Origin of the sequence: Paracandidimonas lactea (genome assembly GCF_021653995.1) — a bacterium.
Taxonomy (GTDB): Bacteria; Pseudomonadota; Gammaproteobacteria; order Burkholderiales; family Burkholderiaceae_B; genus Allopusillimonas; species Allopusillimonas lactea.
Map to the genome: position 1 here is coordinate 141,425 of NZ_JAJJOZ010000005.1, position 23,872 is coordinate 165,296.

Genomic DNA, 23,872 nt, shown 5'->3' on the forward strand with positions numbered 1-23,872 from the left:
CACAGCTTAGGGAACACTGATGATACGCAAGCGCGTACAAAACGTGCGGCGCCAGCTCGCGGGCTACTCGTGGTTGTCCGACCTGCCCGCCATGCTTTGCTGGGCGGCCATCGTGGGTACGTTGGGGGCGTTGTCCACTATTGCCTTCCATGAGGGCATGCATGCGCTGCTGTATGTATACAGCGGGCAAGGTAAGTCCATTGTAACGGCCGTTCGCGGGCTGGGCTGGGAGGGCCGGCTGCTGTTGCCGGTGGCCGGCGGCCTCGTGGCGGGTTGCCTGCTCTGGGTGGCCGGGCGGGTCGGCACCCGTTCAAATTCCGACTATATGGAAGCTGTTGCCATTGGCGACGGGCGGTTGTCGGTGCGGCAAGGGTTGCTGCGCTCCCTGTCATCGCTGATCACTGTGGTGTCGGGCGGCTCCATCGGCCGCGAAGGTGCTATGGTGCACCTGGGGGCGCTGGGCGCCTCGTGCATAGGGCGGTTCACGTATTTCAGTACTGCGCGGCTGCGCCTGTTGGTGGCCTGTGGGGCGGCGGCCGGTGTGGCTGCAGCCTATGGCGCGCCGATCGCCGGTGCGCTGTTCGTGGCCGAGATCGTGCTGGGCACGATGACGATGCAGTCTTTCGGCCCGCTGATGATGGCGGCGGCCACGTCCAATATTGTCATGCGCGCATCGGGCTACTACCACACCATCTATGTCATGCCTGATATCCCGCAGATTCCGGCGGCGCAGGTGCTGCCCTTTGTGTTTCTGGGGGTCGTCACTGGCCTCGGGGCGCCGCTGTTCCTCAAGTTCATCGATACCGTCAAGGGCGTATTCAAGCGGTCGGGGCTGCCTCTGCCGCTGCGCATGGCTCTGGGCGGGCTGCTGCTGGGCGCTGTCCTCGTTTTCATGCCGCAGGTCGCCGGCAACGGCTACAGCGTCGTGGTCGGTTTTCTGCATCAATCCTTCACCTGGCAGGCCATTGCGTTGGTGCTGGTCTGCAAGATTCTGGCCACTGCGCTTACGGTGGGTTCGGGTGCAGTCGGTGGGGTGTTCACCCCCGCGCTGTTTGTTGGCGGCGCGGTCGGCACGCTGTTCGGCATGGGGATGAACCTGTTCTGGCCCGAGGCGCAGTTGCCGATGTACATCTATACCTTGGTTGGCATGGGCAGCTTTCTGGGCGCGGCAACCAGCGCGCCGTTAATGGCCATCCTCATGATTTTTGAGATGACGCTCAGCTACCAAATCGTGTTGCCGCTGATGTTGGCCGGTGTAGTGGCCTATTTCATCTCGCGCGCGGTGGCCGAGGTGGCGATGTACGACGTCACGATCGTGCGCGAGCGCGACAAGTTATTGCGCCTGAAGCTCAGGCAGACACTGATCCGCGATCTGGTTCGCCCCGCCGACACGGTGGTCAAGACGTCGGCACCGCTCAGCGAGGCCGTGCGCTTGTTCATCGAGTACCCGGTGCGCTACCTTTACGTGGTCAATGACGACAACGTGTTCCAGGGCGTGATCGCTCAGGGCGACCTTACGGGTTTGCTGGTGGGCGAGGGTGACCTGGCCAGCAAGCTTGCCGGCGACGTGCTTCGGCGCGATTACGTCAAAACGCTGAACGCGGATATGTCGCTGGATCAGGCCCAGGAATACTTCGTTGAGTTTCGCGGCGAGCGCCTGCCGGTGGTCAGCGGCGACGAGCAGCCCAAGCTGCTGGGTGTCGTTTACAAGTCGGCTGTACTTGAGCGCTACAGTGCCCTGAAGCGGTCCATGGATGCCAGCGCGGAGGCTATGTTCGACTTCGCCTCGAGCCGGCGAGAACGCTAAGCGTCTGCCTCGCGCCGCCGGTCGGGGCGGCGCGGCTGGCGGCATGCCAACGCAGCACGAGGGGCGTAGCAGGCAATATACACTTGGCAGCACGCATTTCCCGATACGCATTTCGCATTTCGCATTGTCAGGTTTTTTATGTTTGTGCGCAGCTTGGGTTCTTGGTTCGTCGGTTGTGTTGCGCTGGCCCTCACCGGCCAGGCGGGCGACATACGGGCGCAACCGCTGCCGGGTGAAGGCAGCCCAAGCGGTAATCAGGGCTGGCACAGCTGGGCCAACGCCACGACGTACCCGGTGGCGCCGACCGACATGGTCACAGTGCGCGCCTTGCCGCCCCTGCCGCTGGATGTGGGTTCGCGATCGTCCGATCCAATTGAACAGGCGCTGGCGCAGGATGATGGTGCCAGCTATGGCGCCTCCGCACCTGGTTTGCCGCTGGCGGGGGCGGAGCCTTATACCGCGCCGCCCCGTACTGGCCCGGCCGTCATCCCGGATCGTTACACCTGGGCGTATATCGCTAAACCGAGGCCGGTACAGCCATTGTCGAGATCGTCTCCCGGGCTGCGTGGGGTGAGAGCCAGGCTCAACGACGGGCGGGCGGTGCCGCGTACGCTGCCCTGGACGACCGGCGCGCGCAATTGGTCCATGACAACCGAAGGCGGCACGCTGATCTCCGTGGGCAGCCAGTCCATCGGCGACCCGCAGTGGGCGCGCAATGCAACGCTGGGCGGCGTGCGTGTCAGCGAGCGGGCCGCGCCGGGCGCTGCGGATACGTGGCGCTATTCAGTGGCGCTGGGGGCCATCGACACTGCGCCAGGCCGGCAATCGGGCGATCTGGCTTTCGGCTCGCAGGCGGGTTATGCCCTGCTGGGCTATGATGTCAGTGCTTCGCTTTCGCTCGAAACGCAAATCGAGGCGGCGCCTCAACTGCTTTCCACCGGCACAGGGGGTACGCTGCGTACCGAATGGGGCGCATGGACGGCCGGCGTGGCGCGGGCCAGCGGCAGTCTGTATCAGGGCTGGCGCTACCAGGCGGGGTATTCTGTCAATGTGCTGGACGATATCGCCCTGAGCTGGCTGGGCGAAGCCACTACGGCCGGGTTCAGCGACCTGTCCTCATACGAAACGGGGGCGGCGCAGGGGTCCGCCAGCCGCCAGCAGTGGTCCGCCACCGTACCTGTACAGGGCTGGGGCGACGTCACCGGCAGCTATGAACGCACCATGCTCGCTTCAGGCGATCTGCGAGAGCGCTTCGGCTATACCCAGCAGTTCTGGTACAGCCCCAATCTGCGCATCGGGCTGCAGGCGCGCACCGAGCCATCAGGCGGCAACTACGATGTAAGCATCCGTTTTTCTGTTCCTGTTTTTTGATTACGTATCCCCGGCACGATCAACCGAATCGGTTTAAACAGCCCCATTGCCCAGCCTAAACCCTCCGGTTTTTTTACTCAACCCCTTCCTGTTTTCCGCACACTCCGCATGACCGCCACCTCACTGGAAACCCTACAGCATGTCTTCGGCTACGATTCCTTCCGTGGTGACCAACAGGCCATTATCGATCATGTCGTGGAGGGTGGGGATGCGCTGGTGCTCATGCCCACCGGCGGCGGCAAGTCGCTGTGCTACCAGATCCCGGCGTTGGTGCGCCCCGGAACGGGCATCGTCATCTCGCCGCTGATCGCGTTAATGCAGGATCAGGTCGATGCGCTGCAGGAGCTGGGCGTGCGGGCGGCTTACCTGAACTCGTCGCAAGACTGGCGCGCCGCACGCGAGGTCGAGCGGGCGTATATGGCGGGCGAACTCGATCTGCTGTACGTTGCGCCTGAGCGCCTGCTCACAGACCGCTGCATGGAGCTTTTGTCGCAGGGGCGCATTGCTTTGTTCGCCATCGACGAGGCGCACTGTGTGTCGCAGTGGGGCCACGATTTTCGCCCCGAGTACCTGGGCCTTTCGGTGCTGCACGAGCGTTGGCCCGAGGTGCCCCGTATCGCCCTGACGGCAACGGCCACTGCGGCCACCCGGCGCGAGATTGCTGAAAGGCTCATGCTCAACGCTGCGCCGCATTTCGTGGCCAGCTTCGACCGGCCCAACATCCGCTACCGCATCATCGAGAAAAATGAAGTGCGCAAGCAACTGCTGGCCTTCATCCAGGCCGAGCACGCGGGCGACTGCGGCATCGTGTATTGCTTGTCGCGCGCGCGGGTCGAGGAAACCGCCGATTTCCTCACCCAGCACGGCATACCGGCGCTGCCCTATCACGCCGGGTTGGATGTGGCGGTGCGCACCCGCAACCAGGCATGTTTCCTGCGCGAAGAGGGGATGGTGATGGTGGCCACCATTGCCTTCGGCATGGGGGTCAATAAACCCGATGTGCGTTTTGTTGCCCATATTGATCTGCCCAAGTCGGTGGAAGGCTACTATCAGGAAACCGGCCGGGCGGGGCGCGATGGCCAGCCCGCTACGGCATGGCTGGCCTACGGCCTGCAGGATGTGGTGCAGCAGCGCCGCATGATCGACCAGTCGGAGGGCGACGAGGTGTTTCGCCGGCGTCTGGCGTCGCATTTGGACGCCATGCTTGGGCTGTGTGAAACCGTCTCCTGCCGGCGTCAGCGGCTGCTGGCATATTTCGGCCAGTCGATTGAACCCTGCGGCAATTGCGACACCTGCCTGGAGCCGCCCCAGGCCTGGGATGGCACAGTGGCGGCGCAAAAAATCATGTCGGCCGTGTACCGGCTGTGGCGTGAGCGCGGCCAGCGCTTCGGCGCCGCACACTTGATCGATATCCTGCGTGGCAAGTCGACCGACCGCATCAAAGAATACGGTCACGACACGCTCAGCGTCTTCGGTATTGGCGAGGATTTGTCCGAAAATGCCTGGCGAGGCGTGTTGCGGCAATTGCTTGCGCAAAGCCTGCTGGCGGTCGACGGCGAGGGATATGGCACGCTCGCGCTTACCGAAGGAAGCCGATCGGTGCTCAAGGGCGAGCAGCGGCTGATGTTTCGCCGCGAAGCCGAAAAGAAAGCGCGTGGCGGGCGGTCGGCGTCGGCGCGCGGCAAAGAGGCGCCGGCCGCATTGCCGGGCGAAGCACAGTTGCGCTTTGAGGCCCTGCGCGCCTGGCGTGCCGAGGTTGCCAAAGGGCACGGCGTGCCCGCCTACGTCATTTTCCACGATGCCACCCTTCGCGAAATTGCTGTGGCCCAGCCCGGCTCGTTGAACGACCTGGCGGGCATCAGCGGCGTGGGTGCGCGCAAGCTCGATGCCTACGGCGAAGATCTCCTGCGCTGCGTGCGTAACGGTGTTTAGCGCACGTTGATGGTGCCTTCGGGCGAGGTGCGGTGATGTGGCGGAAAAACGGGCGCCACGCCATGCGTGGTTGAGGCGGACGCGGTGCCGCGCGCCTGCTGGGGGCGGATGCTAGGTGAACAGATCTGGCGTATTGCCCGACGACGCCGGCGGCGCGAGGCCTAAGTGGCGCCACGTGGTTTGCGTGGCCATGCGGCCGCGCGGCGTACGCTGCAGATAGCCGTGCTGGATCAGGTAGGGTTCGATTACGTCTTCGATGGTGTCGCGCTCTTCGCCGATGGCGGCGGCCAGGCTGTCCACGCCCACGGGCCCGCCATCGAACTTATGGATGATGGCTTCGAGCAGCTTGCGGTCCATGAGATCCAGCCCTTGCGGGTCAACTTCCAGCATGGCGAGTGCGGCGTTGGCCACGTCGACGTCCACGCGGCCGCCAGCCTTGACTTCGGCATAGTCGCGCACGCGCCGCAGCAGGCGATTAGCGATGCGCGGCGTGCCGCGTGCCCGGCGTGCGATCTCGGCCGCACCGTCGGGCGTGATGCCGGCGTTCAGCAGCCCCGCGCTGCGCGAGACAATGTGGGTGAGATCTTGTGCGTTGTAGAACTCGAGCCGCGAAACAATGCCGAAACGATCGCGCAGCGGATTAGTGAGCATACCGGCCCGCGTGGTGGCGCCTACCAGCGTAAAAGGTTGCAGGTCGAGCTTGACGCTGCGCGCGGCAGGCCCTTCGCCGATCATGATGTCGATCTGGAAGTCTTCAAGCGCGGGGTAGAGGATTTCTTCGACGACAGGCGACAGACGATGGATTTCGTCGATGAACAGGACATCGTTGCGCTCGAGGTTGGTGAGTAGGGCGGCCAGGTCGCCCGGGCGTTCGAGCACGGGGCCGGACGTTTGGCGCAGTTGCACGCCCATTTCGTGGGCGATGATGTGAGCGAGTGTGGTTTTGCCCAAGCCGGGCGGGCCGAACAGCAGCACGTGGTCCAGTGCCTCTTGGCGTTGACGCGCGGCCTGGATGAAGATTTGTAGTTGGTCGCGCACCCGCTGCTGGCCGACATAGTCGCTGAGTTCGCGGGGCCGTAGCGCGCGTTCGATGGACGCTTCGTTGGGCGACGCGCTCTGCGGTGCGACGATGCGTTCCGGCGCGGGCGTGCTAGACAGCGAATCAGAGTGTATGGCCATGGTGTACAGGACGGGACGGCTGCGGCGCGGCATGCCACATGGGGCAAAGTGCGCGTGCACCGGGTGTGCGTGATGCTGAATAAATTTACAGTGTGATGGTAACTCAAGCCGCGCTGGCTTGCACCCACACCAGCGTAAAGCCTTCGATTGGACGGTCAGCCCAAGTCGTGCGTCCACCATGCACCTGCGCCAGCGTGCAGCCTCTACCAACTGCGGTCGTGGCCGCGCTGACGAAAGGTGTGAGGTACGCATGCATTGTGGCGATTCGGAGGATTCCGCCGCGGATGTTGCATAATCGGATAATCCCGTCATGCTTTCCACCTCTCTCGCGAAGGACGCCTTCCCATGCCCAGTACTCTGCCCACCTACGACGATGTTGCCCGTGCCGCGGAGCGGCTGGAAGGGGTGGCGCACCGCACGCCGGTGATGACATCCCGCACGCTGGATGAGCGCTTGGGCGCCCAGGTGTTCTTCAAGTGCGAAAACCTGCAGCGCATGGGCGCGTTCAAATTTCGTGGTGGCTATAACGCCGTGTTCAACCTGACGCCCGAGCAGCGGCGTGCGGGCGTGGTGGCGTTTTCATCGGGCAATCACGCCCAGGCGGTGGCGCTGGCCGCGCGGCTGCTGGGGGTATCCGCCACCATTGTGATGCCGTCCGACGCGCCGCGCGCCAAGAAGCAGGCTACCCAGGGCTATGGCGCCACCGTGGTTGAATACGACCGTGCCACTGAAGACCGGGAGGCGGTTGCTCGCGCGCTGGTGGAAAAGGAAGGGCGCGCATTGATCCCGCCCTTCGATCACCCGGACGTGATTGCCGGGCAGGGCACGGCAGTGAAAGAATTGCTCGAAGACGTGGGTGGGCTTGATGTGCTGCTTACGCCCCTGGGCGGCGGCGGGCTGCTGTCGGGCTCCTTGCTGTCCGCCCATGCCATCAGCCCCGATTGCGCCGTTTATGGCGTCGAGCCCGAAGCGGGCTCGGACGGCCAGCAGTCGTTCCGCAGCGGCAGCGTCGTGCGTATCGGCCCGCCGGATTCGATCGCCGATGGCGCGCTGACACAGGCGCTGGGCAAGATTACGTTCCCCATCATCCGCAGCCACGCCCGCGATATCCTGACGGTGCAGGACGCGCAGTTGGTCAAGGCCATGCGGTTTTTTGCCGAGCGCATGAAAATCGTGGTTGAACCCACCGGCTGCCTGGGCGCGGCTGCTGTCATGGACAGTGCCATCCCGCTCAAGGGCCTGCGCGTGGGTGTGGTGCTCAGCGGCGGCAATATGGACTTGGCGACGTACGCCCGCTTTTTGCAGGCCGATTGAGGGCTTCGGAAAGGCCACGGTGCCGCAGGGTTCAGCCCACGCGTGAAAGGGATTTCAACGCCAGGCGTATCCCATCTGACACGCCGGTGCCTTCTGGCACCTTTTTGAGCGCCGCCTGCGATTCGCTGGCAGAATAGCCCAGCGCCAGCAAGGCATTGAGGATGTCGTCGCGGCCGCTGCCGACACTGGTACCCGGTGTGCTGGGCAGGTCTGCGCCCAGCTTGCCGCGCAATTCGAGCAGCAGGCGTTCGGCGGTTTTTTTGCCGATGCCGGGCACGCGCGTCAGGCGGCCGGTTTCCTGCTCGGTGATGGCGACGGCCAGCTCGTCTACCGACATCCCCGACAGCACGGCCAGCGCGGTGCGGGCGCCGATGCCGGTGACCTTGATCAGTGCGCGAAATGCGCTGCGTTCTTTGTTCGACAAAAAGCCATACAAAGTATGGGCGTCTTCCCGCACCGCAAGATGGGTGTACAGGGTGACGCGACCGCCCGTCTCGGGCAGATCGTACAGCGTGCTCATGGGCACGTCGATTTCATAGCCCACGCCGCCCACGTCTATGCAGACGACCGGCGGTGTTTTTTCGAGCAATGTTCCAGTAATGCGTCCAATCATGGGGCGGATCCTGTTGGCGGAATCAGTTCGGAAGAATCAGGGTGCGATGTTCGGCCATCTTGCGGGTTAGCTCGTCAGCCGCCCGTTACGCACGCGCCCTTGAGAGCCGGCCAACTGGCCCGTTTGCCGCAGGCGGTCGGACAGCGGCGCGAAATGGGCGTGGCAGATGGCGCAGGCCAGGGCGTCGGCCGAGTCTGGCGCTGGCGTGCCGTCCAGCGACAGAAGGTGCCGCACCATAGCCTGCACCTGCTCCTTGGCGGCGTGCCCATTGCCCACCACCGACTTCTTGATCTGCAGCGCCGTGTACTCATGCACGTCGAGCAGACTGTCGGCGAGCGCGCACAGTGCCGCGCCGCGTGCCTGGCCCAGCAGCAGGGTGGAGGTGGGGTTGGCGTTGACGAACACCTTTTCCAGCGCGGCCACGGTTGGCCGGGTGTTTTGTACGACTTCGCGGATGTTGTCGAGAATGATCTTCAGACGCCCGGCCAATGGCTGGTCGGGCGGCACCACAATGGTGCCGCTGCTGACATAGCGCAGGCGAGTGCCCTGGACATCGATGACGCCAAAGCCGGTCCGGCGCAGGCCGGGATCGATGCCCAGGATACGCATTAGTGGCGGAAGTGGCGCATGCCCGTGAACACCATGGCGACGCCACGCTCGTTGGCTGCTGCGATCACCTCGTCGTCGCGGATGCTGCCGCCTGGCTGGATGACGCAGCGTGCACCAGCGTCCACCACCACGTCGAGCCCGTCGCGGAAGGGAAAGAAGGCGTCGGATGCCACGGCCGAACCGGCCAGCGTCAGGCCCGCGTTCTCGGCCTTGATGGAGGCGATGCGGGCCGAGTCGACGCGGCTCATCTGGCCTGCGCCCACCCCCAGCGTCATGCCGTCGCCGCAGAACACGATGGCATTGGATTTGACATACTTGGCCACCTTCCAGGCAAAGCGCAGGTCGCGCATCTGTTCGGCGGTGGGGGCAAGATCGGTGACCACCTTGAATTCGCTGTCGGCCAGCAGGTGCGCATCTGGATCCTGTATCAGCCATCCGCCGCCTACACGCTTGACGTCAAAGGCGTTCTGGGCGTCGCCCTGGGGGATCTCCAGCACGCGGACGTTCTTCTTGGCGGCAAAGATAGCCAGCGCCTCGGACGAGTAGCCCGGGGCCAGCAACACTTCAACGAACTGCTTGCTGATGGCCTCGGCCGCGGCGGCGTCCACCGGGCGGTTGAAGGCGATGATGCCGCCGAAGGCGGAGGTGGGGTCGGTCTTGAAAGCCTTTTGGTAGGCCGCCAGGGGGGATTCTGCCACAGCGACGCCGCAGGGGTTGGCGTGCTTGACGATCACGCAGGCGCTTTCCTGGAAGCTGCGTACGCACTCCCATGCGGCATCAGCGTCGGCAATGTTGTTGTAGGAGAGTTCTTTGCCCTGCAACTGGCGGTAGCTGCCCAGCAGGCCGGGGCGCACCGGTTGGTCGACATAAAAGGCCGCGCCCTGGTGCGGGTTTTCGCCATAACGCAAAGCCTGCTGCCGGGTGGCTTGGATGGTGAGCACGCGCGGCCAGGCTTCGCGTGCTGGCTCGGCTTCTTGTGCTGGCTCGGCTTCGATGAGGCTGGTGAGGTAGGTGGCGATGGCGCCGTCGTAAGCTGCGGTGTGGGCATAGGTTTTTGCCGCCAGTTCCAGGCGCAGTGCATATGAGGGCATGCCCGCCGGGCCGTCGATATCGGCCAGTACGCGGCGGTAATCGGCCGGATCGATCACCACCGCAACGCCACCCTCGGCTGTGCCGTGGTTCTTGGCGGCCGCGCGCAGCATTGCCGGGCCGCCGATATCGATGTTTTCGACCGCGTCAGCAAAGGTGCAGCCGGGTTTGGCAATGGTTTCGCGAAAGGGGTACAGGTTGACCACCAGCAAGTCGATGCGGTCGATGCCGTGTTCTTCGATGGTGCGCATATGCTCGGCGCTGTCGCGGCGCGCCAACAGGCCGCCGTGGATTTTCGGGTGTAGCGTCTTGACGCGGCCGTCGAGAATCTCTGGCGAACCGGTGTGCGCGGCTACTTCAGTAACCTGCAGGCCGGCCTGAGCCAGCAATTTGGCGGTGCCGCCAGTCGAGAGCAGGCGCACGCCGCGTTGCGCCAAGGCCTGGGCGAATTCGACGATGCCGGTTTTGTCGGAAACCGAAATCAGGGCAGTCTGGATTTTCATGGGCAGGGAAACGTAGAATGGGTATGTAAAAAATCAGGGTTGCAGGTTATGGGCAAGCAGCTTCTTGCGCAGCGTGCTGCGGGTTATGCCGAGCATTTCGGCGGCCTTGGATTGGTTGCCGCGGGATTGTTCCAGCGCGATCTGCAGCACCGGACGCTCGACGCAATTCACGACCATAGCCAGCATGTCGCGCGGTTCGGATTCGCCCAGATCGGCCAGGTAGCGTTCAAGTTGATCGCGGACGGATTGTTCAAGCGGGTTGGGAGTACTCATGATTCTTGGCGGTTGAGGACGTTATGTGTTTGTTTTATTGAGTTTGTTTTATTGAATCAGTGGGGCAATGCAGGGGTGGCCGCCGTGATCGGCTGGTCGAGCGGCTGGCGGCCGAACCATTCCTCGATGGCCCGGGACTGCGCATGCGTTGTGTCGATCTGGTTGATGCGCGGCAGGAATTCTCTTGCTTGCGGAATATCAGCCAGATACCAGCCAATATGCTTGCGCGCGGATCGTACACCAGTGAATTCGCCGTAGAACTGATAGTGGTCTTCGAGGTGGTCCAGCAGGCAGTCGCGCAACTCGCCATATGTGGGGGGCGGTAGATGGGTGCCGGTGGACAGGTAATGGTTGATCTCGCGAAAGATCCAGGGCCTGCCCTGCGCCGCGCGCCCGATCATGATGGCATCGGCGCCTGTGTAGTCTAGTACAAAACGGGCTTTCTCGGGGCTGTCGATGTCTCCATTGGCAACCACCGGGATATCAAGCGCCCGTTTCACCTCCCGCAGGGTGTCGTATTCGGCGACGCCCTGGTACAAGTCGCAACGGGTGCGGCCGTGTAGGATGAGGGCAGCGATGCCGATGTCTTGCGCCATCAGGCCGATGTGTACGGCGTTGCGCGTGTTGTGGTCCCAGCCGGTGCGGGTTTTGAGGGTAACAGGTACGCCCAACGGGCGGCAGGCCTGGACGACGGCGCGCAGGATGTCGGCCACGCGTTTTTCATCGCGCAGAAGGGCGGAGCCGGAAGCCACGTTACAGACCTTTTTGACCGGACACCCCATATTGATGTCAATGATGCGGGCCCCCTTGCCAATGTTGAATACGGCGGCCTCGGCCATCATGGACGGGTCTGACCCGGCGATCTGCACGGCGATCGGGTCGATCTCGCCATCGTGGTTCAGGCGGCGTGAGGTCTTGACGCTATCCCACAGGCGCGGGTTGCTGGCTGCCATTTCGGACACGGCATAGCCCGCCCCCAGTGCCTTGCAAAGCTTGCGGTAGGGGCGATCAGTGACGCCCGCCATGGGTGCCACAAAGACGGGGTTGGAAAAAGACCAGGAGCCGATGCGCATCGGACGATTTTAACCTTTATGCGCGCAGGCCTTGCAGCAGGTGGCGGGCGAGCGGTGTGCGCAGGGCAGGGATGACATCCATGCCCAGCAGCGCCAGGCCCGCCGCGTGCTCCACCAGCGGGTTGCCCGTCGCAAAGATGCGGGGCAGGAAGTCTGTAACAGCCATCGTCAGCCAGCGGTCGGGCCGACGGCGGGTGGCGAATTCGGCCAGCAGCGGCGCCGGGTCGATGCTGGGCTGTGCCATCCACGGCCGCAAGGCAATGGCCAGTTGCGCGGCGTCCCGCAAGCCCAGGTTGAGCCCCTGGCCAGCCACCGGGTGCAGGGTTTGCGCGGCGTTTCCGATGGCAACACTGCGGGCGCCGTTCAGTGTCGGGCCGGCATGCAGGCTTAGGGGGAACACGTGCCGCTCGCCCAGGTTGGATAGCGCACCCATGCGGTCGCCGAAGGCGTCGTGCAGGCGCTGCTCGAATTCGGCTTGTGACAGTTGCCGCAGTTGCTCCGCCAGTTCTGGCGGGTTGCACCAGACCAGGCTGTAGATACCCGGGCCAGCGGGGTGCGGCAACAGAGCCAAAGGCCCATGCCGGGTAAAACGTTCGAATGCCCAGCCCGCCTGCGGGCGCGCGGCCCTGACTGTGGCCAACAAGGCGTGCTGGCCATATTCGCGCTCGAGCCCCCTGGGCCGCGCGCCGTCCGAGCGCACCGTGACGATTGCTTCAGGTGCGGTGTCTTCGTCGGACAGGGTGACACCGCTGCGCCCCAGGGCGGCACGAAGGGCTGCCACGACAGCGTCATACCCCGCCACACATCCCAGCCGGGGCACACCCAGCTCCTTGTGCTGGATTAGCGTTCGGCCCAGCCGGCCTTGTTGGGAGACGTGCACCGTCAGGATATCTGAGGCGTTGGCGGGTGCGGCGCCGAGTTGGTCCAGCAATGCGCGGCTACCCTGGTTGAGCGCCAAGGTACGCGGATCCGGCGCGAACTGTGGCCCACTGGAAACGTTACGTTGGGTATTGCCTGCGCGCGCATTGCTGGCCGCCTTGGGTGCGTTTACGCTACCTGGATCCTGGAACGCCGGGGGAATGGCCTTACCGGATGGTACGGGCGGGCGCTGCGCGGTATTTGACGCCAGCCCGCGCCCCAGCACCAGGATGCGCTCGGGGTGGGGGGCGCGGCGGGCCAGTAATAGGGCAAGTGTGCAGCCGACCGGGCCGGCGCCGCTGATGGCAATATCGTACGTGGGCATGGGGATCGTGCATCCGGCTGTCGCCAGCGCCATAAAGGGCTGTCGGGCGGCCTGTGGTTGTCTACAATGCCTGATTTTAAGACGACCGGCGCGCAGCCGCGCCGATTTTCCCAGAGGTTTGCATGAATCAGCCCCCATTGCGAGACGACGGCCCCTCTGACCTCGTCGGCGACACTGAAGAAGATGCGCCTGCGAACGGCCAGCCAGCCGGGCCTGCTCTCAAGGCCTGGTCCGATACCGCTGGCGGGCGTCCGCCTTTTCGCGGCAAGGTTGCCGCCGCATGGTTGGCGGCCCTTTTTGGGGTGTTCAGCCTGCATTGGTGGTATCTGGGCCGGCGCCATGCCTGGGCAGCCACGTTGGCTGGGGCGCTGATGCTGGTATTTTCGCGTTTCTATCCCGTTTGGTGGGATAGCCCCCCATTTCTGCTGCTCATTATTCCCATCTCTGCCGGCTTCATTGAGTCGCTCGTTCTGGCGCTCAAGCCCGATGAGTGGTTCGATGCCCGTTACAACCCCGGCTCCGCCCGTCACAACCGCACCGGCTGGGACGCGGTGCTGGTGGCGATATTTTCCACTTTCGTAGGCGCTATGGTGCTCATGTTCGGCATCGCCCTGATCGTCATCCACGCCTATACCGAAATGGGCTGGCTGGAAGGCCTCAAGCTTTAGGGCTGCAAAATTGCGACATAAGGGTTGTCCCTGACAGATCTGCCAGTTACAATACGCGCGTGTTCATAACTAAAGGAGCTCCGTGGTGAATTCCGACCCCGGCGATAGTAGTCGATCTTACGTCGGCTTTGTAATCTCCAGGCGCGCCTCCGCTTAAGGCAGCTCCCCGGCCGCGCCCCTGGTACCAGTGGGCGTGGTAGTTCCAAGAATACTCTCCTGTATTCGAACTCCCGCCATTCCATTGTTCTGAATCCGCCTATCCCTGTGTGTGGCGGATTCGGCGCCGTGCATGCGGCGTGTTCAATTCATGGAGGGCGTCATGCGTTTCTTCGATCTGTTTATGCGTCGCGTCGGTGTGCGTCCGGCTCCCGCGCGCGTCCCCAACCCGGTATCCCGGTTTACTGTTGTCTGTCCGCGTCATCTGATGGCTGACGTGCGCCGGCAGATCTACTTGGATTTCGAGGCTGCCGGCCTGCGTGTGTCGGGCTTGCGGGTCGACAACGCCCGGCAACACGACATGGCGCGCGCTTGTGTCACGGTAGATTGTCCGCCTGACAAGCGCGGTGTGTTGATGTCTCAAGCCCGCCAACTGCGGGCGTTTCCCGGTGTGCAGCAGGTGCATTGGGGTGACCGGAGCCTGTGTGCAGTAAACTAGGGCGCATTGGCGCTCACCGGATTTTCCTTCATGGATTTAATTGACTGGCTCAAGCCCTGGGAGTTTTCCCCCACGCTGCTGCTGATGTTTTTTTTCGGTAGCTGGCTGTTCGTGCGGGGCGTTCGGGTGCATCGGGTCGGCAAAATCCGGCAGGGCTTGTTCTGGGCGGGTATGGTCATCCTGTATCTGTCGCTGCACACCCACCTCGACTACTACGCCGAGCGCATGTTCTTTATCCACCGGGTGCAGCACTTGGTGCTGCACCACCTCGGGCCCCTGCTCATCATGGGCGCTTATCCGGGGCAGGTCATGCGTGCGGGGTTGCCCATGTCGTGGCGTATACGCCTGCGCGACTTCCGGGCCACCACCACCGGCCGCGCCGTCGAAGCCGTGCTAACCAACCGGTTTCTGGTTCCGTTTCTATTCGTGATTCTGGTGGTGGGCTTTTTATTGCCCACAGTGCAGTTCTACTCCATGCTTGATTGGCGCCTGTACCGTTTCATGAACTGGTCTGTCGTCATCAGCGGTTTCATGTACTGGAATCTGATCCTCGATCGCCGTCCGAGCCCGCCTGCTGCGCTGTCGCCAGGAGGGCGCGTGATTTCGCCCATCGTTACTATGGTGCCTCAGATGATTGTCGGCGCCATTATCACCTTCACCGAACACGACCTTTACCCTATCTTTGACCTTTGCGGCCGTGCCATACCCGGCATGTCCGCAGTCACCGATCAGGCTATCGGCGGCCTCACCATGTGGGTACTGGCTGGCTTTGTCGAAGTATTCGGCCTGCTGTACGCCTTGTCCACGCTGATGCGGCTATCGGCAAAAAATCGCCTGCCTGCCGGGCGCAGCCCCAGGGGCGCGCGCGGCGGCGTGATTGCACCCATTTCCTGAGCATCACGGGCGGGGTACGGCACGTCATGATTACACTCCCACTTGGCTTGCTGGCTGTGCGGTCGTCGGCGCGCATCGTTGAGTCGCTGGCCGGCTCAGTCCGGCCTGCTGTCTTGGCCCTTGCAGTGGTGTTCGCGGTGAGTGGGTCGCCCTCAGCCGTGGCGCAGCCGGTTGGCCTGCCAAGTATGGGCCCCGCCTCAGGGGCCGAGCTCTCCCCATCGCTGGAGCGCACCCTGGGTGATGCCATCATGGAGCAGGGCAGGCGCGATCCCACCTACGTGTCGGATGCCGACGTCAACCAGTACCTGACCAGCCTTGGCCGCAAGCTGGCTGCCTATTCTCCAACCGCCCTTTCGCAGCAGATTACGGTATTTGCCGTCAAGGATCCGCAAATCAACGCTTTTGCCATGCCGGGCGGGTATATCGGGGTGAATACCGGGCTGGTGGTACAGGCTGAATCGGAATCCGAGCTTGCCTCGGTCGTAGCGCACGAAATCAGCCACGTCGCGCAGCGCCATATTGCGCGCGGCATGACACAGCAGAACCAAACCAACCATGCGATGGTTGCGGCGATTGCCGGGGCGCTGCTGGCTGCCTTGTCGGGCAGCGGCGACCTGGCCATGGGCGTGGCCGCATTCGGCCAAGCGGCTGCGGTCGATCGCCAACTGGGGTTTTCGCGGCAGGCCGAACAGGAAGCCGATCGCGCGGGCTTCGAGATGATGACCAAGGCGGGCTACGATGCGCATGGCATGGTACGCATGTTCGAACGGTTGAACAATGCTGCTCGCCTGAACGAAGGACGGGGTGGGGGCTATGCCAGCACCCACCCGCTGTCCCTCCAGCGACTGTCCGACATTCAGTCCCGGTTGTCTCGCACCGCTGGCGCAGGAGGGGGCAGCAGCAGCGATGGCTTCTGGTATGTGCGGGCCAAGATGCGGGTTCTACAGGCAGGTTCGGGCGCGTCGCAGCGCGGTGCGCTCGAAGCGCTTAGGCGTGAGGCTAGCCAGGCTTCCGGCGCACAGCAAGGCGCCGCATGGTACGGCCTGGCTTACGCGGCTTGGCAGAAACGCGACTATACCCAGGCGGCGGACGCCCTGGGCAAGGCTCGGGCTGGCGGGCATGCTTCGTCCCAGATTGCCAGCTTGGCTATCGAGCTGGCAGCTGCGCAGGGTGATACGGCCCAGGCTGATGCCTTGGCCGCCGAGGCGTGGCGCAAGTGGCCAGACAGCCAGGGTATTGCGCTGGCCAGGGTCGAATCCCTGCAGAAAACGGGCCGCGACATGCAGGCGCTGCAGGTGCTGGACGAACTCACTCGGCGCTGGCCCGACATGGCGCGGCTATATCAACTGCGGGCCCAAGGGCAGGAGCGCCTCGGGCGCAAGGTCGAGGCCCGCAAGAGCATGGCGACATATTACGAGCTGACAGGGGCGCTGCCCACGGCGGTCGAGCAGCTTACCCAGGCGCGTGGCATGACCAATGATTTCTATGCGCAGTCGGAACTCGACGTGCGCATCCGCACATTGAAAGAAAAGCTGGAGTCCGACCGGGTGCTGCTGGAGCGCTTCAAGAAGAGCTAGGTACGGGGCTGCCCTCGGAACTGGCTTTGGCAACGGTTTGGGGTGTGGCTGAGTGTCGGCCCGGGTTGCGACCGCAAAGGCGGCTGCAGCGAAGGCTGATGAGGGCCGCGGTGTTGGCCCCTGAGTCAGCTGCGGCTATCGAAATAGCGCGCCAGGCGCGCCGGCAGCCAACCGAGGTTGCCAGGGAATCCGCCCGTTACAAACCCCGCATGCCCGCCGTCGGAAGGCTGATGCAGCAGCACGCGCGTCGAGCATTCTTGCGCTGTGGGCAGCGATGATGCGGGAACGAAAGGATCGTTGCGCGCGTTCAGCACCAGCGTGGGTACCTCGATAGCGGCCAGGAGCGGCTTGCTGGCCGCCCGGGTCCAGTAATCGAGCGCATTCTTGTAGCCATGCATGGGCGCCGTGTAAGCGTCGTCGAATTCGCGCAGCGTGCGCGCGTGTGTCAGCCGGAGCATGTCGATGCTGGCGGGGAAGCGCCTGGCCTTTTCTTGGACCTTGGCCTTCATGCTGCGCAGAAAGTAATGCGAATACAGCGACTTGCCGAGCCGGGTTTCGGAGAGGTGGCGGCCGCAGGCAGCCAGGTCGAGCGGCACCGAGATGCCGGCCGCTGCATGGATAAGTGTGCCGGCGGCGGCGCCCTGTTCGCCAATGTATTTGAGCATGGCGTTGCCGCCCATGGAGACCCCCACCGCATGCCAGCGCGCGCCCGGCACCCGTTCGCGCACCACCTGCAGCATATAGGCGATATCGGCGGAGTCTCCGGAATAGTAAGCACGCGCCATGCGGTTAGGGAACCCGGAGCAACTGCGGAAGTGGGCGATGACAACCACCCAGCCGCGCGCGCGGAAATGCTGCGCGATCGCTTGGGCGTAATGGCTGCGGCTGCTGCCCTCCAGCCCGTGGAAGAGAATGAGACCTGGGGTGCCCGCCAGCGAGGACACAGCGGCCCAGTCTTCGGGCTGCATCCAGCGCCGCGCGGCCGTATGTGCCAGACGCGGATCGGGCGTGGTCATGCTGCCATTGGCCAGGCGGTCGGAAAATATGCCCGGTGCCGTCCAGTCGAAATCGAGAAAGTCGCCGTCGGGTGTATCGACGCGCTCGCGCACGAAGGCAATGCGGTGGTAGCGGGCCACCAAGGCGCCGTACAAGGTCTGCAAATGACTGCCGGGCAGCCAAGGAGGGCACGGGCAGGGGCTGGAATCGGTCTGCGCTGTCACGTAGGCCTTTAGTGCAGAGTGTCAGGAAAGTCTTGCAAATCGAACAGGCCTGCTTCCCGCGGTGCGTGCGATGCGTGATGCAGCACCATCTTCCAACCCGACGGCCCCTTGTTGAAGACGTTGGTGGTGTAGCAATGCGCCGTGTGCTCGCCGTTCATGGTTTGCACGGTGAGCTGTTCGAGCAGTACGTGCACAGATGTCATGACGCTGGTCATGATCATGGGCCGCAGCGGCAGGATGGAGACCGGCCCATTGGCGAAAATCTGCTGCCATGCGCTCTGCATGGCGTCGTGCCCCACCGCCCGCATGCCGCCGGGATGGATACAGACGACCTCGTCTTCGTCCGCCCATACATTCATCATCAGCGTGAGATCTGCTCGTCTGAGCGCTTCGTAAAAGGCCTGTTCAGCTTCCTGGGGCGTGGTAAACATGTGCGGGGGCAGTGATGAGAGGAGAAGCGCCGTGCGCGGTTGCGCACGGCCGTGGCGCAGGTTAGTGGCCGAGGACTTTCTCGCCTTCCTTGAGCTGATAGATGGCGCCGCAATACGGGCATTTGGTCTTGCCCGTTTTGACGACTTCGATGTAGACGCGTGGGTGCATGCTCCATAACGGCGCCTTCGGGCCTGGACAGTAAACGGGTAGGTCTTTGGCTTCGACGTAAATGGTTTCGTCTTTGGGGATGGCGTTTTCGGGGGCGCTGCTCATGGTCGGCGTGATCCTGCAAATTATCGGGTAGGGGCGGGCAAGGTTTAGACCTTGGTCAGCCAGTGATGGTAGCTGGCGTTCTTGCCGTTGACGATGTCAAAGAACTCCTGCTGGATTTTTTCGGTGATGGGGCCGCGCGAGCCCTTGCCGACCTGACGCCCGTCAATGTCGCGGATGGGCGTGACTTCGGCGGCGGTGCCTGAGAAGAAGGCTTCGTCGGCGATGTAGAGGTCGTCGCGCGTGATGCGTTTGGTGCGCAGCGGGATGCTGAGGTTGCGCGCGATGGCGTGGATGGTGTCGCGTGTGATGCCCGTGAGCGCTGAGGCGATTTCGGGTTCGCACAGCACACCGTCGCGCACCATGAAGATGTTTTCGCCTGAGCCTTCGGCCACAAAGCCTTCGGTGTCGAGCAGGATGGCTTCGTCGTAGCCGTGGTCGAGTGCTTCGGCATTGGCCAGGATGGAGTTTGCGTACGTGCTGGCGACCTTGGCGCGCGGCATGGTGACGTTGACGTGCTGGCGCGCGTAGGACGAAATTTTGACGCGTATGCCCTGCTGCAGGGCGGATTCGCCCAGGTAGGCGCCCCACGGCCAGGCGGCGATGGCGACGTGCACCGATGCGCCCTTGGGCGACACGCCCATTTTTTCGGAACCGTAGAACACCAGCGGCCTGATGTAGCAGGACTCGAGCTTGTTGGCGCGCACGACTTCCAGTTGGGCCTGGTTGATGGTTTCCTGGTCGTACGGAATGGGCATCTGGTAGATGTGGGCCGAATCGAACAGGCGTCGGGTGTGATCCCGCAGGCGGAAGATGGCTGTGCCCAGTGTGCCGTTATAGGCTCGCACCCCTTCGAAGACGGACAGGCCATAGTGCAGAGAGTGCGTCAGCACGTGGGTGGTTGCCTCGCGCCAGGGCACGAGCTTGCCGTCAAACCAGATGAAACCATCGCGATCGGACATGGACATGGTGGGCTCCAGCGCAACTCTGAATGAGGATGATGCGATTGTACCAAGCGTGCGCAGCATACAATAGCGGGCGCAATGGCCCGCGGGCAGGCGCGGTGCAGCGGCGGGTTTTTGTCGCAGCGGCCGGCCTGTGGGCCATTCAATCGTCGTCCGGCAGCGTTTACCAAGTAATCTTTTCCAGGCGTTCATCCCTTGCGTCAGATTCGATATCCCAATTGGTGGCCTGATGCCGCCCTGCAGCAAAGTTTTCTTGCCGGGTTTGCCGATGTGCGTGCGGCGCTCATTGCGAGCGGCGTATGGGGCTTTGTCACCGGCATCGCCATGGTCAAGGCGGGCCTGAGCGAAAGCGCCGCCAGTGTCATCACGCTGCTGGTGTACGCGGGCTCCGCCCAGCTCACGTCCTTGCCGCTGATCGCCTCTTCGTCGCCGCTGTGGCTGATCTTTCTGGCGGCTATGGTGGTCAATCTGCGTTTTGTGATTTTCGGCGCCGCGCTCCAGCCATATTTTCGACATCTTTCCTGGCGGCAGCGTCTGGCGCTTGGCTATGTGTCCAGCGATATTTCCTTCGTCGTGTTCATGGGCCGTTACGGGGACACGTCAGGCCAGGCCACCGCGTCCCAACTGTGGTACTACCTGGGCATCGTTGTGCCGGGCTGGCTGTGCTGGAACGCCTTTTCCCTGCTTGGTGTATTCGCGGGCGGGTTCGTGCCGGCCGCGTGGTCGCTCGATTTTGCCGCCATACTTGCTTTGCTCGCCATTATTATTCCGCTGGTCCGTACCCGCCCTATGCTGATGTGTCTGCTGGTTGCCGCCTCGATTGCATGGGTGGGGCAACTGCTGCCGCTGCGCCTGGGCCTGCTGGCGGCGGTGGTCGGCGGCGTGCTGGCGGGGGTGTTCACCGATCAGTTGCAGCGGCGCACGGGGCGGCAGCCATGAGTGACGCCCTATACATTGCAGGTGCCATTGCCGCCCTGGTTCTGTGCAGCTTCCTGACCCGCGCGGGTTATTTCTTGTGGGGCGACCACTTTCAATTGTCCGACGGCGTGCGCAAGGCCCTGCGGTATGCGCCGACCGCCGCGCTCGTAGGGATCGTGGTGCCCGAGGTGCTGCCGTGGCAGGCGGGCGCGGGGCCGGTGTTCGATGTCAAGGTGCTTGCGGCTGCGGTTGCTGTGCTCGTCTTCCTGCGTACCGGCAATGCAGTGCACGTCATCGTGGCCGGTATGGTGGCTTTCTGGGTGCTGCGGGCCCTGATCCCTATCTGAACGCGCGGTCAGCGTCTGCTTTTCACGACATCTTGCCCCAATACGGGGCAATACCAGCTTGCAAAATGCTGATACTTGTGGCTGGAATTGTGTGCGACGGGTAAAATGGAAAGCTTATGAAAGAACAGACCTCTTCTGATACCGCCGCCGCAACCTTTGTCGATATCGGCCTGCACCCTGGCATCCTGCAAGCTGTTACCGAAACAGGGTATGTTTCTCCCACGCCTATTCAAGCCCAGGCTATCCCCAAGGTGCTAGATGGGCGGGACGTCATGGGCGCGGCCCAGACGGGCACGGGCAAGACAGCGGCATTCACGCTGCCCATCCTGCATCGTCTGATGCAGTTTGCCAATACCAGCGCGTCGCCGGCCCGCCATCCAGTGCGGGCACTCATCCTCACCCCCACGCGCGAGCTCGCCGACCAAGTCGCCGCAAACGTAGCCATCTACAGCAAGCATGTGCCGCTGCGCTCGGCTGTGGTGTTCGGCGGGGTAGACATCGGCCCGCAGCGCGAAGCACTGCGCCGTGGCTGCGAAGTGCTCATCGCTACGCCGGGTCGTCTGCTTGATCACGTCGAGCAGAAAAACGTCAACCTGGGCCAGGTGGGTATTCTGGTACTCGACGAAGCCGACCGAATGCTGGACATGGGCTTTTTGCCCGATCTGGACCGCATCGTGCGATTGCTGCCGGCCAAGCGTCAGGGCTTGCTGTTCTCGGCCACGTTCAGCAACGAAATCCGCAAGCTGGGCCGTACGTATCTAAGCAACCCGGTCGAAATCGAGGTGGCTGCGCGCAACGCCACGGCCGACACGGTCACGCAAATCGCCTATCCGCTGCAAGGCTCGCAAAAGCGTGCCGCGGTGGTGCATCTGGTCAAATCGCGCGGGTTCAATCAGGTGATTGTGTTCTCGAACACCAAAATCGGCACCAGCCGCCTTGCGCGCGAACTTGTCCGCGACGGTGTGCGTGCCGAGTCCATTCACGGCGACAAGACCCAGCTCGACCGTATGAAGGCACTTGAAGCGTTCAAGGCCGGCGAACTCGAAGTACTGGTGGCGACCGATGTGGCAGCCCGTGGGCTCGACGTGGCGGGTGTGCCTTGCGTCATCAACTACGATCTGCCGTATAACGCCGAAGACTATGTTCACCGCATCGGCCGCACCGGCCGCGCCGGCAACAAGGGTGAGGCCATCGCATTCTTCACGCCTGACGAAGAGCGTTACCTGTTGGACATCGAAAAACTTATCAAGGCCAGTATCCCGCGCGGTACGCTGGATCTCCCGGCACCAGGCCGCCGCCCGGTCACGGGTGGGCGTGGTGAGCGCCGCGGCCACGGCGGCTACGGCTATTCCGCGTCTGCCGCGCCGGTCGATGATTTTTTTCTCAAGCCCTATGTGCCGTCGCCTGCGGCCACGTCGGCCGAGCGTAAACAGCCTGCGCCGGCGTCCCCGGCCAAGCGGTCTGTCGGTGTATTGCTGGGTGGTGGCCGCTAGCGATTGCAGCGCGCCGCATCGTAGCCCTTATTGGCTGGCATTGCCCCAAACGCTTTGCGGCGTGGCCAGGCTTGGCCGCGCCGGTTCGATGCGCGAGCCTTGGTGAGCCGACTGACAAGATGTTAATCAGTTTGCCGCATCAGGCAACATGCTTGCTAGTTGAGCAGGCCCCTGCGCCACGGGGGGCGTGTCTTGGTCGTAGCGTTCGATCAACTGCTCCAGGTGGCTGATATGCGGCAATAGGGTGCCGAAGAAAGCATTGCCGGCTTGGTTCTGGATAAGCAGCGTGGGAAAGTTTTCGATTTCTTCATCGTCCAGCAGTTCGGGCAGCTCTTCGACATCGATCCACACGAACGTATGCTGCGGCCAGCGCTGTGCCAGCGCGTCGAAGGCCGGGCGGTACTGGTTGCACGTGCCGCACCAAGCGGCGCAATAACAGGCAACCACCAGGCCTTCGGGGTTGTCGGTCAGGCGGGCGGCCAGCGCCGGCGAGTCGTGCTGCGGGTTGAAAACGGTCATGCGGGGTATCCGGGGTAGGTCGGTCGGGGTGTCGTTGCCGGAACGGAATGCGACTATGATAGGTCCTATTGCCATTCCGGGCGAATCCATGAGTGAAATGAGTCAATCTGCCGCTGTCCGATCCACTCGGCGCAATCTTACCGGTGCGCCAGCTGTCTTCCAGGCCTTCAAGCGGGCCGCCGTCTCGCAGATCCAGCCCAAAATGCTGGGCGCTATTCTGCTTCCTTTCTTCATCGCCTTTCTGGGCGCCGTTGTGTTGCTGTGGGCATTCTGGACGCCGCTGACCGAGTGGCTCAACGTCCAGGCCAGCCAGTGGGACATGGTCAACGAATTTGACCAGTGGCTGCTGGCGGTGGGCCTATTTTCCATCAAGCTGTATCTCATCCCTATGCTGGCTGTTGGCATTCTATTGCCCATTTCCGGCATCCTCGGGCTGGTGATCGCCGCCGTCTTTGTCATGCCTATTGTGCTGGGCCATCTAGACCGTCGCGATTACCCCGGCCTGAAGCGCCAGGGCCGCTATTCCATGGCCGTGAGCGGCTGGAATGCGGTCTGGGTGGGTGGGCTGTTTGCCCTGGGCTGGCTGCTTACCATGCCTTTGTGGCTGATACCGCCGCTGCCAGTGCTGCTACCCATTTTGTGGTGGGCCTTCGCGTTCAAGCGCATGCTCAGTGTCGATGCTATCGTCGAACACGCCAGCACTCAAGAGCGGCGCATTCTCTTGCGCCAGCACCGGCGTGAGCTCTGGCTCATCGGCGGTATCCTGGCCGTCATCAATTTGTTTCCGCCGGCCTGGCTGGTGCTGCCGGTGTTTTCCGCGCTCGTGTTTGCGCATTTCAGCCTGGAAGCGCTGCGCCAGTTGCGCGCACAAGACATCATCGATGTTCAAGCCGTGAGGGTGACCTGAC

At 63.3% G+C, this 23,872-nt stretch carries 24 protein-coding genes; 12 read left to right on the plus strand and 12 right to left on the minus strand.

What is annotated here, in order from left to right; genetic code table 11:
• Nucleotides 1-19 precede the first annotated feature (19 nt).
• The 3 genes from LOL23_RS10875 (at nt 20) to recQ (ending at nt 5,110) form a co-directional block, all read left to right on the plus strand.
• Entirely contained in the window at nt 20-1,807 is a 1,788-nt protein-coding gene (locus tag LOL23_RS10875; RefSeq protein ID WP_237173584.1) for a ClcB-like voltage-gated chloride channel protein, read from the plus strand.
• 138 nt (nt 1,808-1,945) lie between these two features.
• A complete protein-coding gene (locus LOL23_RS10880; RefSeq protein ID WP_160981443.1) occupies nt 1,946-3,178 on the plus strand; it encodes a fimbria/pilus outer membrane usher protein in 1,233 nt (410 codons plus the stop codon).
• A 108-nt stretch (nt 3,179-3,286) separates the two neighbouring features.
• Nucleotides 3,287-5,110, plus strand: a complete 1,824-nt coding sequence (gene recQ / locus LOL23_RS10885) for a DNA helicase RecQ (protein ID WP_160981441.1) — start codon at nt 3,287-3,289, stop codon at nt 5,108-5,110.
• Between the two features lie 111 nt (nt 5,111-5,221).
• Here the strand turns inward: recQ and ruvB are convergent, their stop codons facing one another.
• Nucleotides 5,222-6,289: a Holliday junction branch migration DNA helicase RuvB gene (ruvB, locus tag LOL23_RS10890; RefSeq protein ID WP_160981439.1), complete on the minus strand. Its 1,068-nt coding sequence runs from the start codon at nt 6,287-6,289 to the stop codon at nt 5,222-5,224.
• Nucleotides 6,290-6,634: 345 nt separating this feature from the next.
• Between ruvB and LOL23_RS10895 the strand changes: the two genes are divergently transcribed.
• Nucleotides 6,635-7,603, plus strand: a complete 969-nt coding sequence (locus LOL23_RS10895; RefSeq protein ID WP_237173585.1) for a threo-3-hydroxy-L-aspartate ammonia-lyase — start codon at nt 6,635-6,637, stop codon at nt 7,601-7,603.
• A 31-nt stretch (nt 7,604-7,634) separates the two neighbouring features.
• On the opposite strand, the gene ruvA is transcribed toward LOL23_RS10895, so the two are convergent.
• The 6 genes from ruvA to LOL23_RS10925 form a co-directional block, all read right to left on the minus strand.
• The gene (gene ruvA, locus LOL23_RS10900) at nt 7,635-8,216 is read right to left on the minus strand and encodes a Holliday junction branch migration protein RuvA (RefSeq protein WP_160981435.1); all 582 of its coding nucleotides are present in this window, start codon (nt 8,214-8,216) and stop codon (nt 7,635-7,637) included.
• Nucleotides 8,217-8,282: 66 nt separating this feature from the next.
• Nucleotides 8,283-8,825 carry a crossover junction endodeoxyribonuclease RuvC gene (ruvC, locus tag LOL23_RS10905; RefSeq protein WP_160981433.1) on the minus strand — a complete coding sequence of 181 codons (543 nt, stop codon included), beginning with the start codon at nt 8,823-8,825 and terminating at the stop codon, nt 8,283-8,285.
• Nucleotides 8,825-10,417, minus strand: coding sequence for a bifunctional phosphoribosylaminoimidazolecarboxamide formyltransferase/IMP cyclohydrolase (gene purH, locus LOL23_RS10910; protein ID WP_160981431.1), 1,593 nt, complete (start codon nt 10,415-10,417; stop codon nt 8,825-8,827). The genes ruvC and purH overlap by 1 nt, the downstream gene beginning before the upstream one ends.
• Nucleotides 10,418-10,450: 33 nt before the next feature.
• On the minus strand, nt 10,451-10,690 hold the full coding sequence (locus LOL23_RS10915) for a helix-turn-helix domain-containing protein (protein WP_160981429.1): 240 nt from the start codon (nt 10,688-10,690) through the stop codon (nt 10,451-10,453).
• Between the two features lie 56 nt (nt 10,691-10,746).
• Nucleotides 10,747-11,763 carry a tRNA dihydrouridine synthase DusB gene (gene dusB, locus LOL23_RS10920; RefSeq protein WP_160981427.1) on the minus strand — a complete coding sequence of 339 codons (1,017 nt, stop codon included), beginning with the start codon at nt 11,761-11,763 and terminating at the stop codon, nt 10,747-10,749.
• 16 nt (nt 11,764-11,779) lie between these two features.
• Nucleotides 11,780-13,006 carry an FAD-dependent monooxygenase gene (locus LOL23_RS10925; protein WP_237173586.1) on the minus strand — a complete coding sequence of 409 codons (1,227 nt, stop codon included), beginning with the start codon at nt 13,004-13,006 and terminating at the stop codon, nt 11,780-11,782.
• A 122-nt stretch (nt 13,007-13,128) separates the two neighbouring features.
• Here LOL23_RS10925 and LOL23_RS10930 point away from each other — a divergent pair, with 122 nt between their 5' ends.
• The 4 genes from LOL23_RS10930 (at nt 13,129) to LOL23_RS10945 (ending at nt 16,800) form a co-directional block, all read left to right on the plus strand.
• Nucleotides 13,129-13,674: a hypothetical protein gene (locus LOL23_RS10930; RefSeq protein ID WP_369414116.1), complete on the plus strand. Its 546-nt coding sequence runs from the start codon at nt 13,129-13,131 to the stop codon at nt 13,672-13,674.
• Nucleotides 13,675-13,993: 319 nt separating this feature from the next.
• Nucleotides 13,994-14,329, plus strand: coding sequence for a hypothetical protein (locus LOL23_RS10935; RefSeq protein WP_160981608.1), 336 nt, complete (start codon nt 13,994-13,996; stop codon nt 14,327-14,329).
• A gap of 30 nt (nt 14,330-14,359) precedes the next feature.
• On the plus strand, nt 14,360-15,223 hold the full coding sequence (locus LOL23_RS10940) for a cytochrome c oxidase assembly protein (protein ID WP_160981425.1): 864 nt from the start codon (nt 14,360-14,362) through the stop codon (nt 15,221-15,223).
• 26 nt (nt 15,224-15,249) lie between these two features.
• Nucleotides 15,250-16,800 (plus strand): M48 family metalloprotease, encoded by a 1,551-nt coding sequence (locus tag LOL23_RS10945; protein WP_237173587.1) that lies wholly within the window; start codon nt 15,250-15,252, stop codon nt 16,798-16,800.
• Nucleotides 16,801-16,925: 125 nt separating this feature from the next.
• Here the strand turns inward: LOL23_RS10945 and LOL23_RS10950 are convergent, their stop codons facing one another.
• From LOL23_RS10950 to LOL23_RS10965, 4 genes are all read right to left on the minus strand, one after another.
• On the minus strand, nt 16,926-18,020 hold the full coding sequence (locus LOL23_RS10950; RefSeq protein ID WP_160981423.1) for a YheT family hydrolase: 1,095 nt from the start codon (nt 18,018-18,020) through the stop codon (nt 16,926-16,928).
• 8 nt (nt 18,021-18,028) lie between these two features.
• Nucleotides 18,029-18,451 (minus strand): YybH family protein, encoded by a 423-nt coding sequence (locus tag LOL23_RS10955; protein ID WP_160981421.1) that lies wholly within the window; start codon nt 18,449-18,451, stop codon nt 18,029-18,031.
• Between the two features lie 61 nt (nt 18,452-18,512).
• Complete coding sequence (locus LOL23_RS10960; protein ID WP_160981419.1) at nt 18,513-18,725, minus strand: zinc-finger domain-containing protein; 213 nt, start codon at nt 18,723-18,725, stop codon at nt 18,513-18,515.
• A gap of 44 nt (nt 18,726-18,769) precedes the next feature.
• Nucleotides 18,770-19,690, minus strand: coding sequence for a branched-chain amino acid transaminase (locus LOL23_RS10965; protein WP_160981417.1), 921 nt, complete (start codon nt 19,688-19,690; stop codon nt 18,770-18,772).
• A 192-nt stretch (nt 19,691-19,882) separates the two neighbouring features.
• On the opposite strand from LOL23_RS10965, the gene LOL23_RS10970 reads away from it, so the two are divergent.
• From LOL23_RS10970 to LOL23_RS10980, 3 genes are all read left to right on the plus strand, one after another.
• Nucleotides 19,883-20,626 carry an AzlC family ABC transporter permease gene (locus tag LOL23_RS10970; RefSeq protein ID WP_160981415.1) on the plus strand — a complete coding sequence of 248 codons (744 nt, stop codon included), beginning with the start codon at nt 19,883-19,885 and terminating at the stop codon, nt 20,624-20,626.
• The gene (locus LOL23_RS10975) at nt 20,623-20,952 is read left to right on the plus strand and encodes an AzlD domain-containing protein (protein ID WP_160981413.1); all 330 of its coding nucleotides are present in this window, start codon (nt 20,623-20,625) and stop codon (nt 20,950-20,952) included. The genes LOL23_RS10970 and LOL23_RS10975 overlap by 4 nt, the downstream gene beginning before the upstream one ends.
• 116 nt (nt 20,953-21,068) lie before the next feature.
• The gene (locus LOL23_RS10980) at nt 21,069-22,445 is read left to right on the plus strand and encodes a DEAD/DEAH box helicase (protein WP_202411795.1); all 1,377 of its coding nucleotides are present in this window, start codon (nt 21,069-21,071) and stop codon (nt 22,443-22,445) included.
• 126 nt (nt 22,446-22,571) lie between these two features.
• On the opposite strand, the gene LOL23_RS10985 is transcribed toward LOL23_RS10980, so the two are convergent.
• Nucleotides 22,572-22,964 carry a thioredoxin family protein gene (locus tag LOL23_RS10985; RefSeq protein ID WP_237173588.1) on the minus strand — a complete coding sequence of 131 codons (393 nt, stop codon included), beginning with the start codon at nt 22,962-22,964 and terminating at the stop codon, nt 22,572-22,574.
• 97 nt (nt 22,965-23,061) lie between these two features.
• On the opposite strand from LOL23_RS10985, the gene LOL23_RS10990 reads away from it, so the two are divergent.
• Nucleotides 23,062-23,871: an EI24 domain-containing protein gene (locus LOL23_RS10990; protein ID WP_237173616.1), complete on the plus strand. Its 810-nt coding sequence runs from the start codon at nt 23,062-23,064 to the stop codon at nt 23,869-23,871.
• The last annotated feature ends 1 nt before the right edge of the window (nt 23,872 follow it).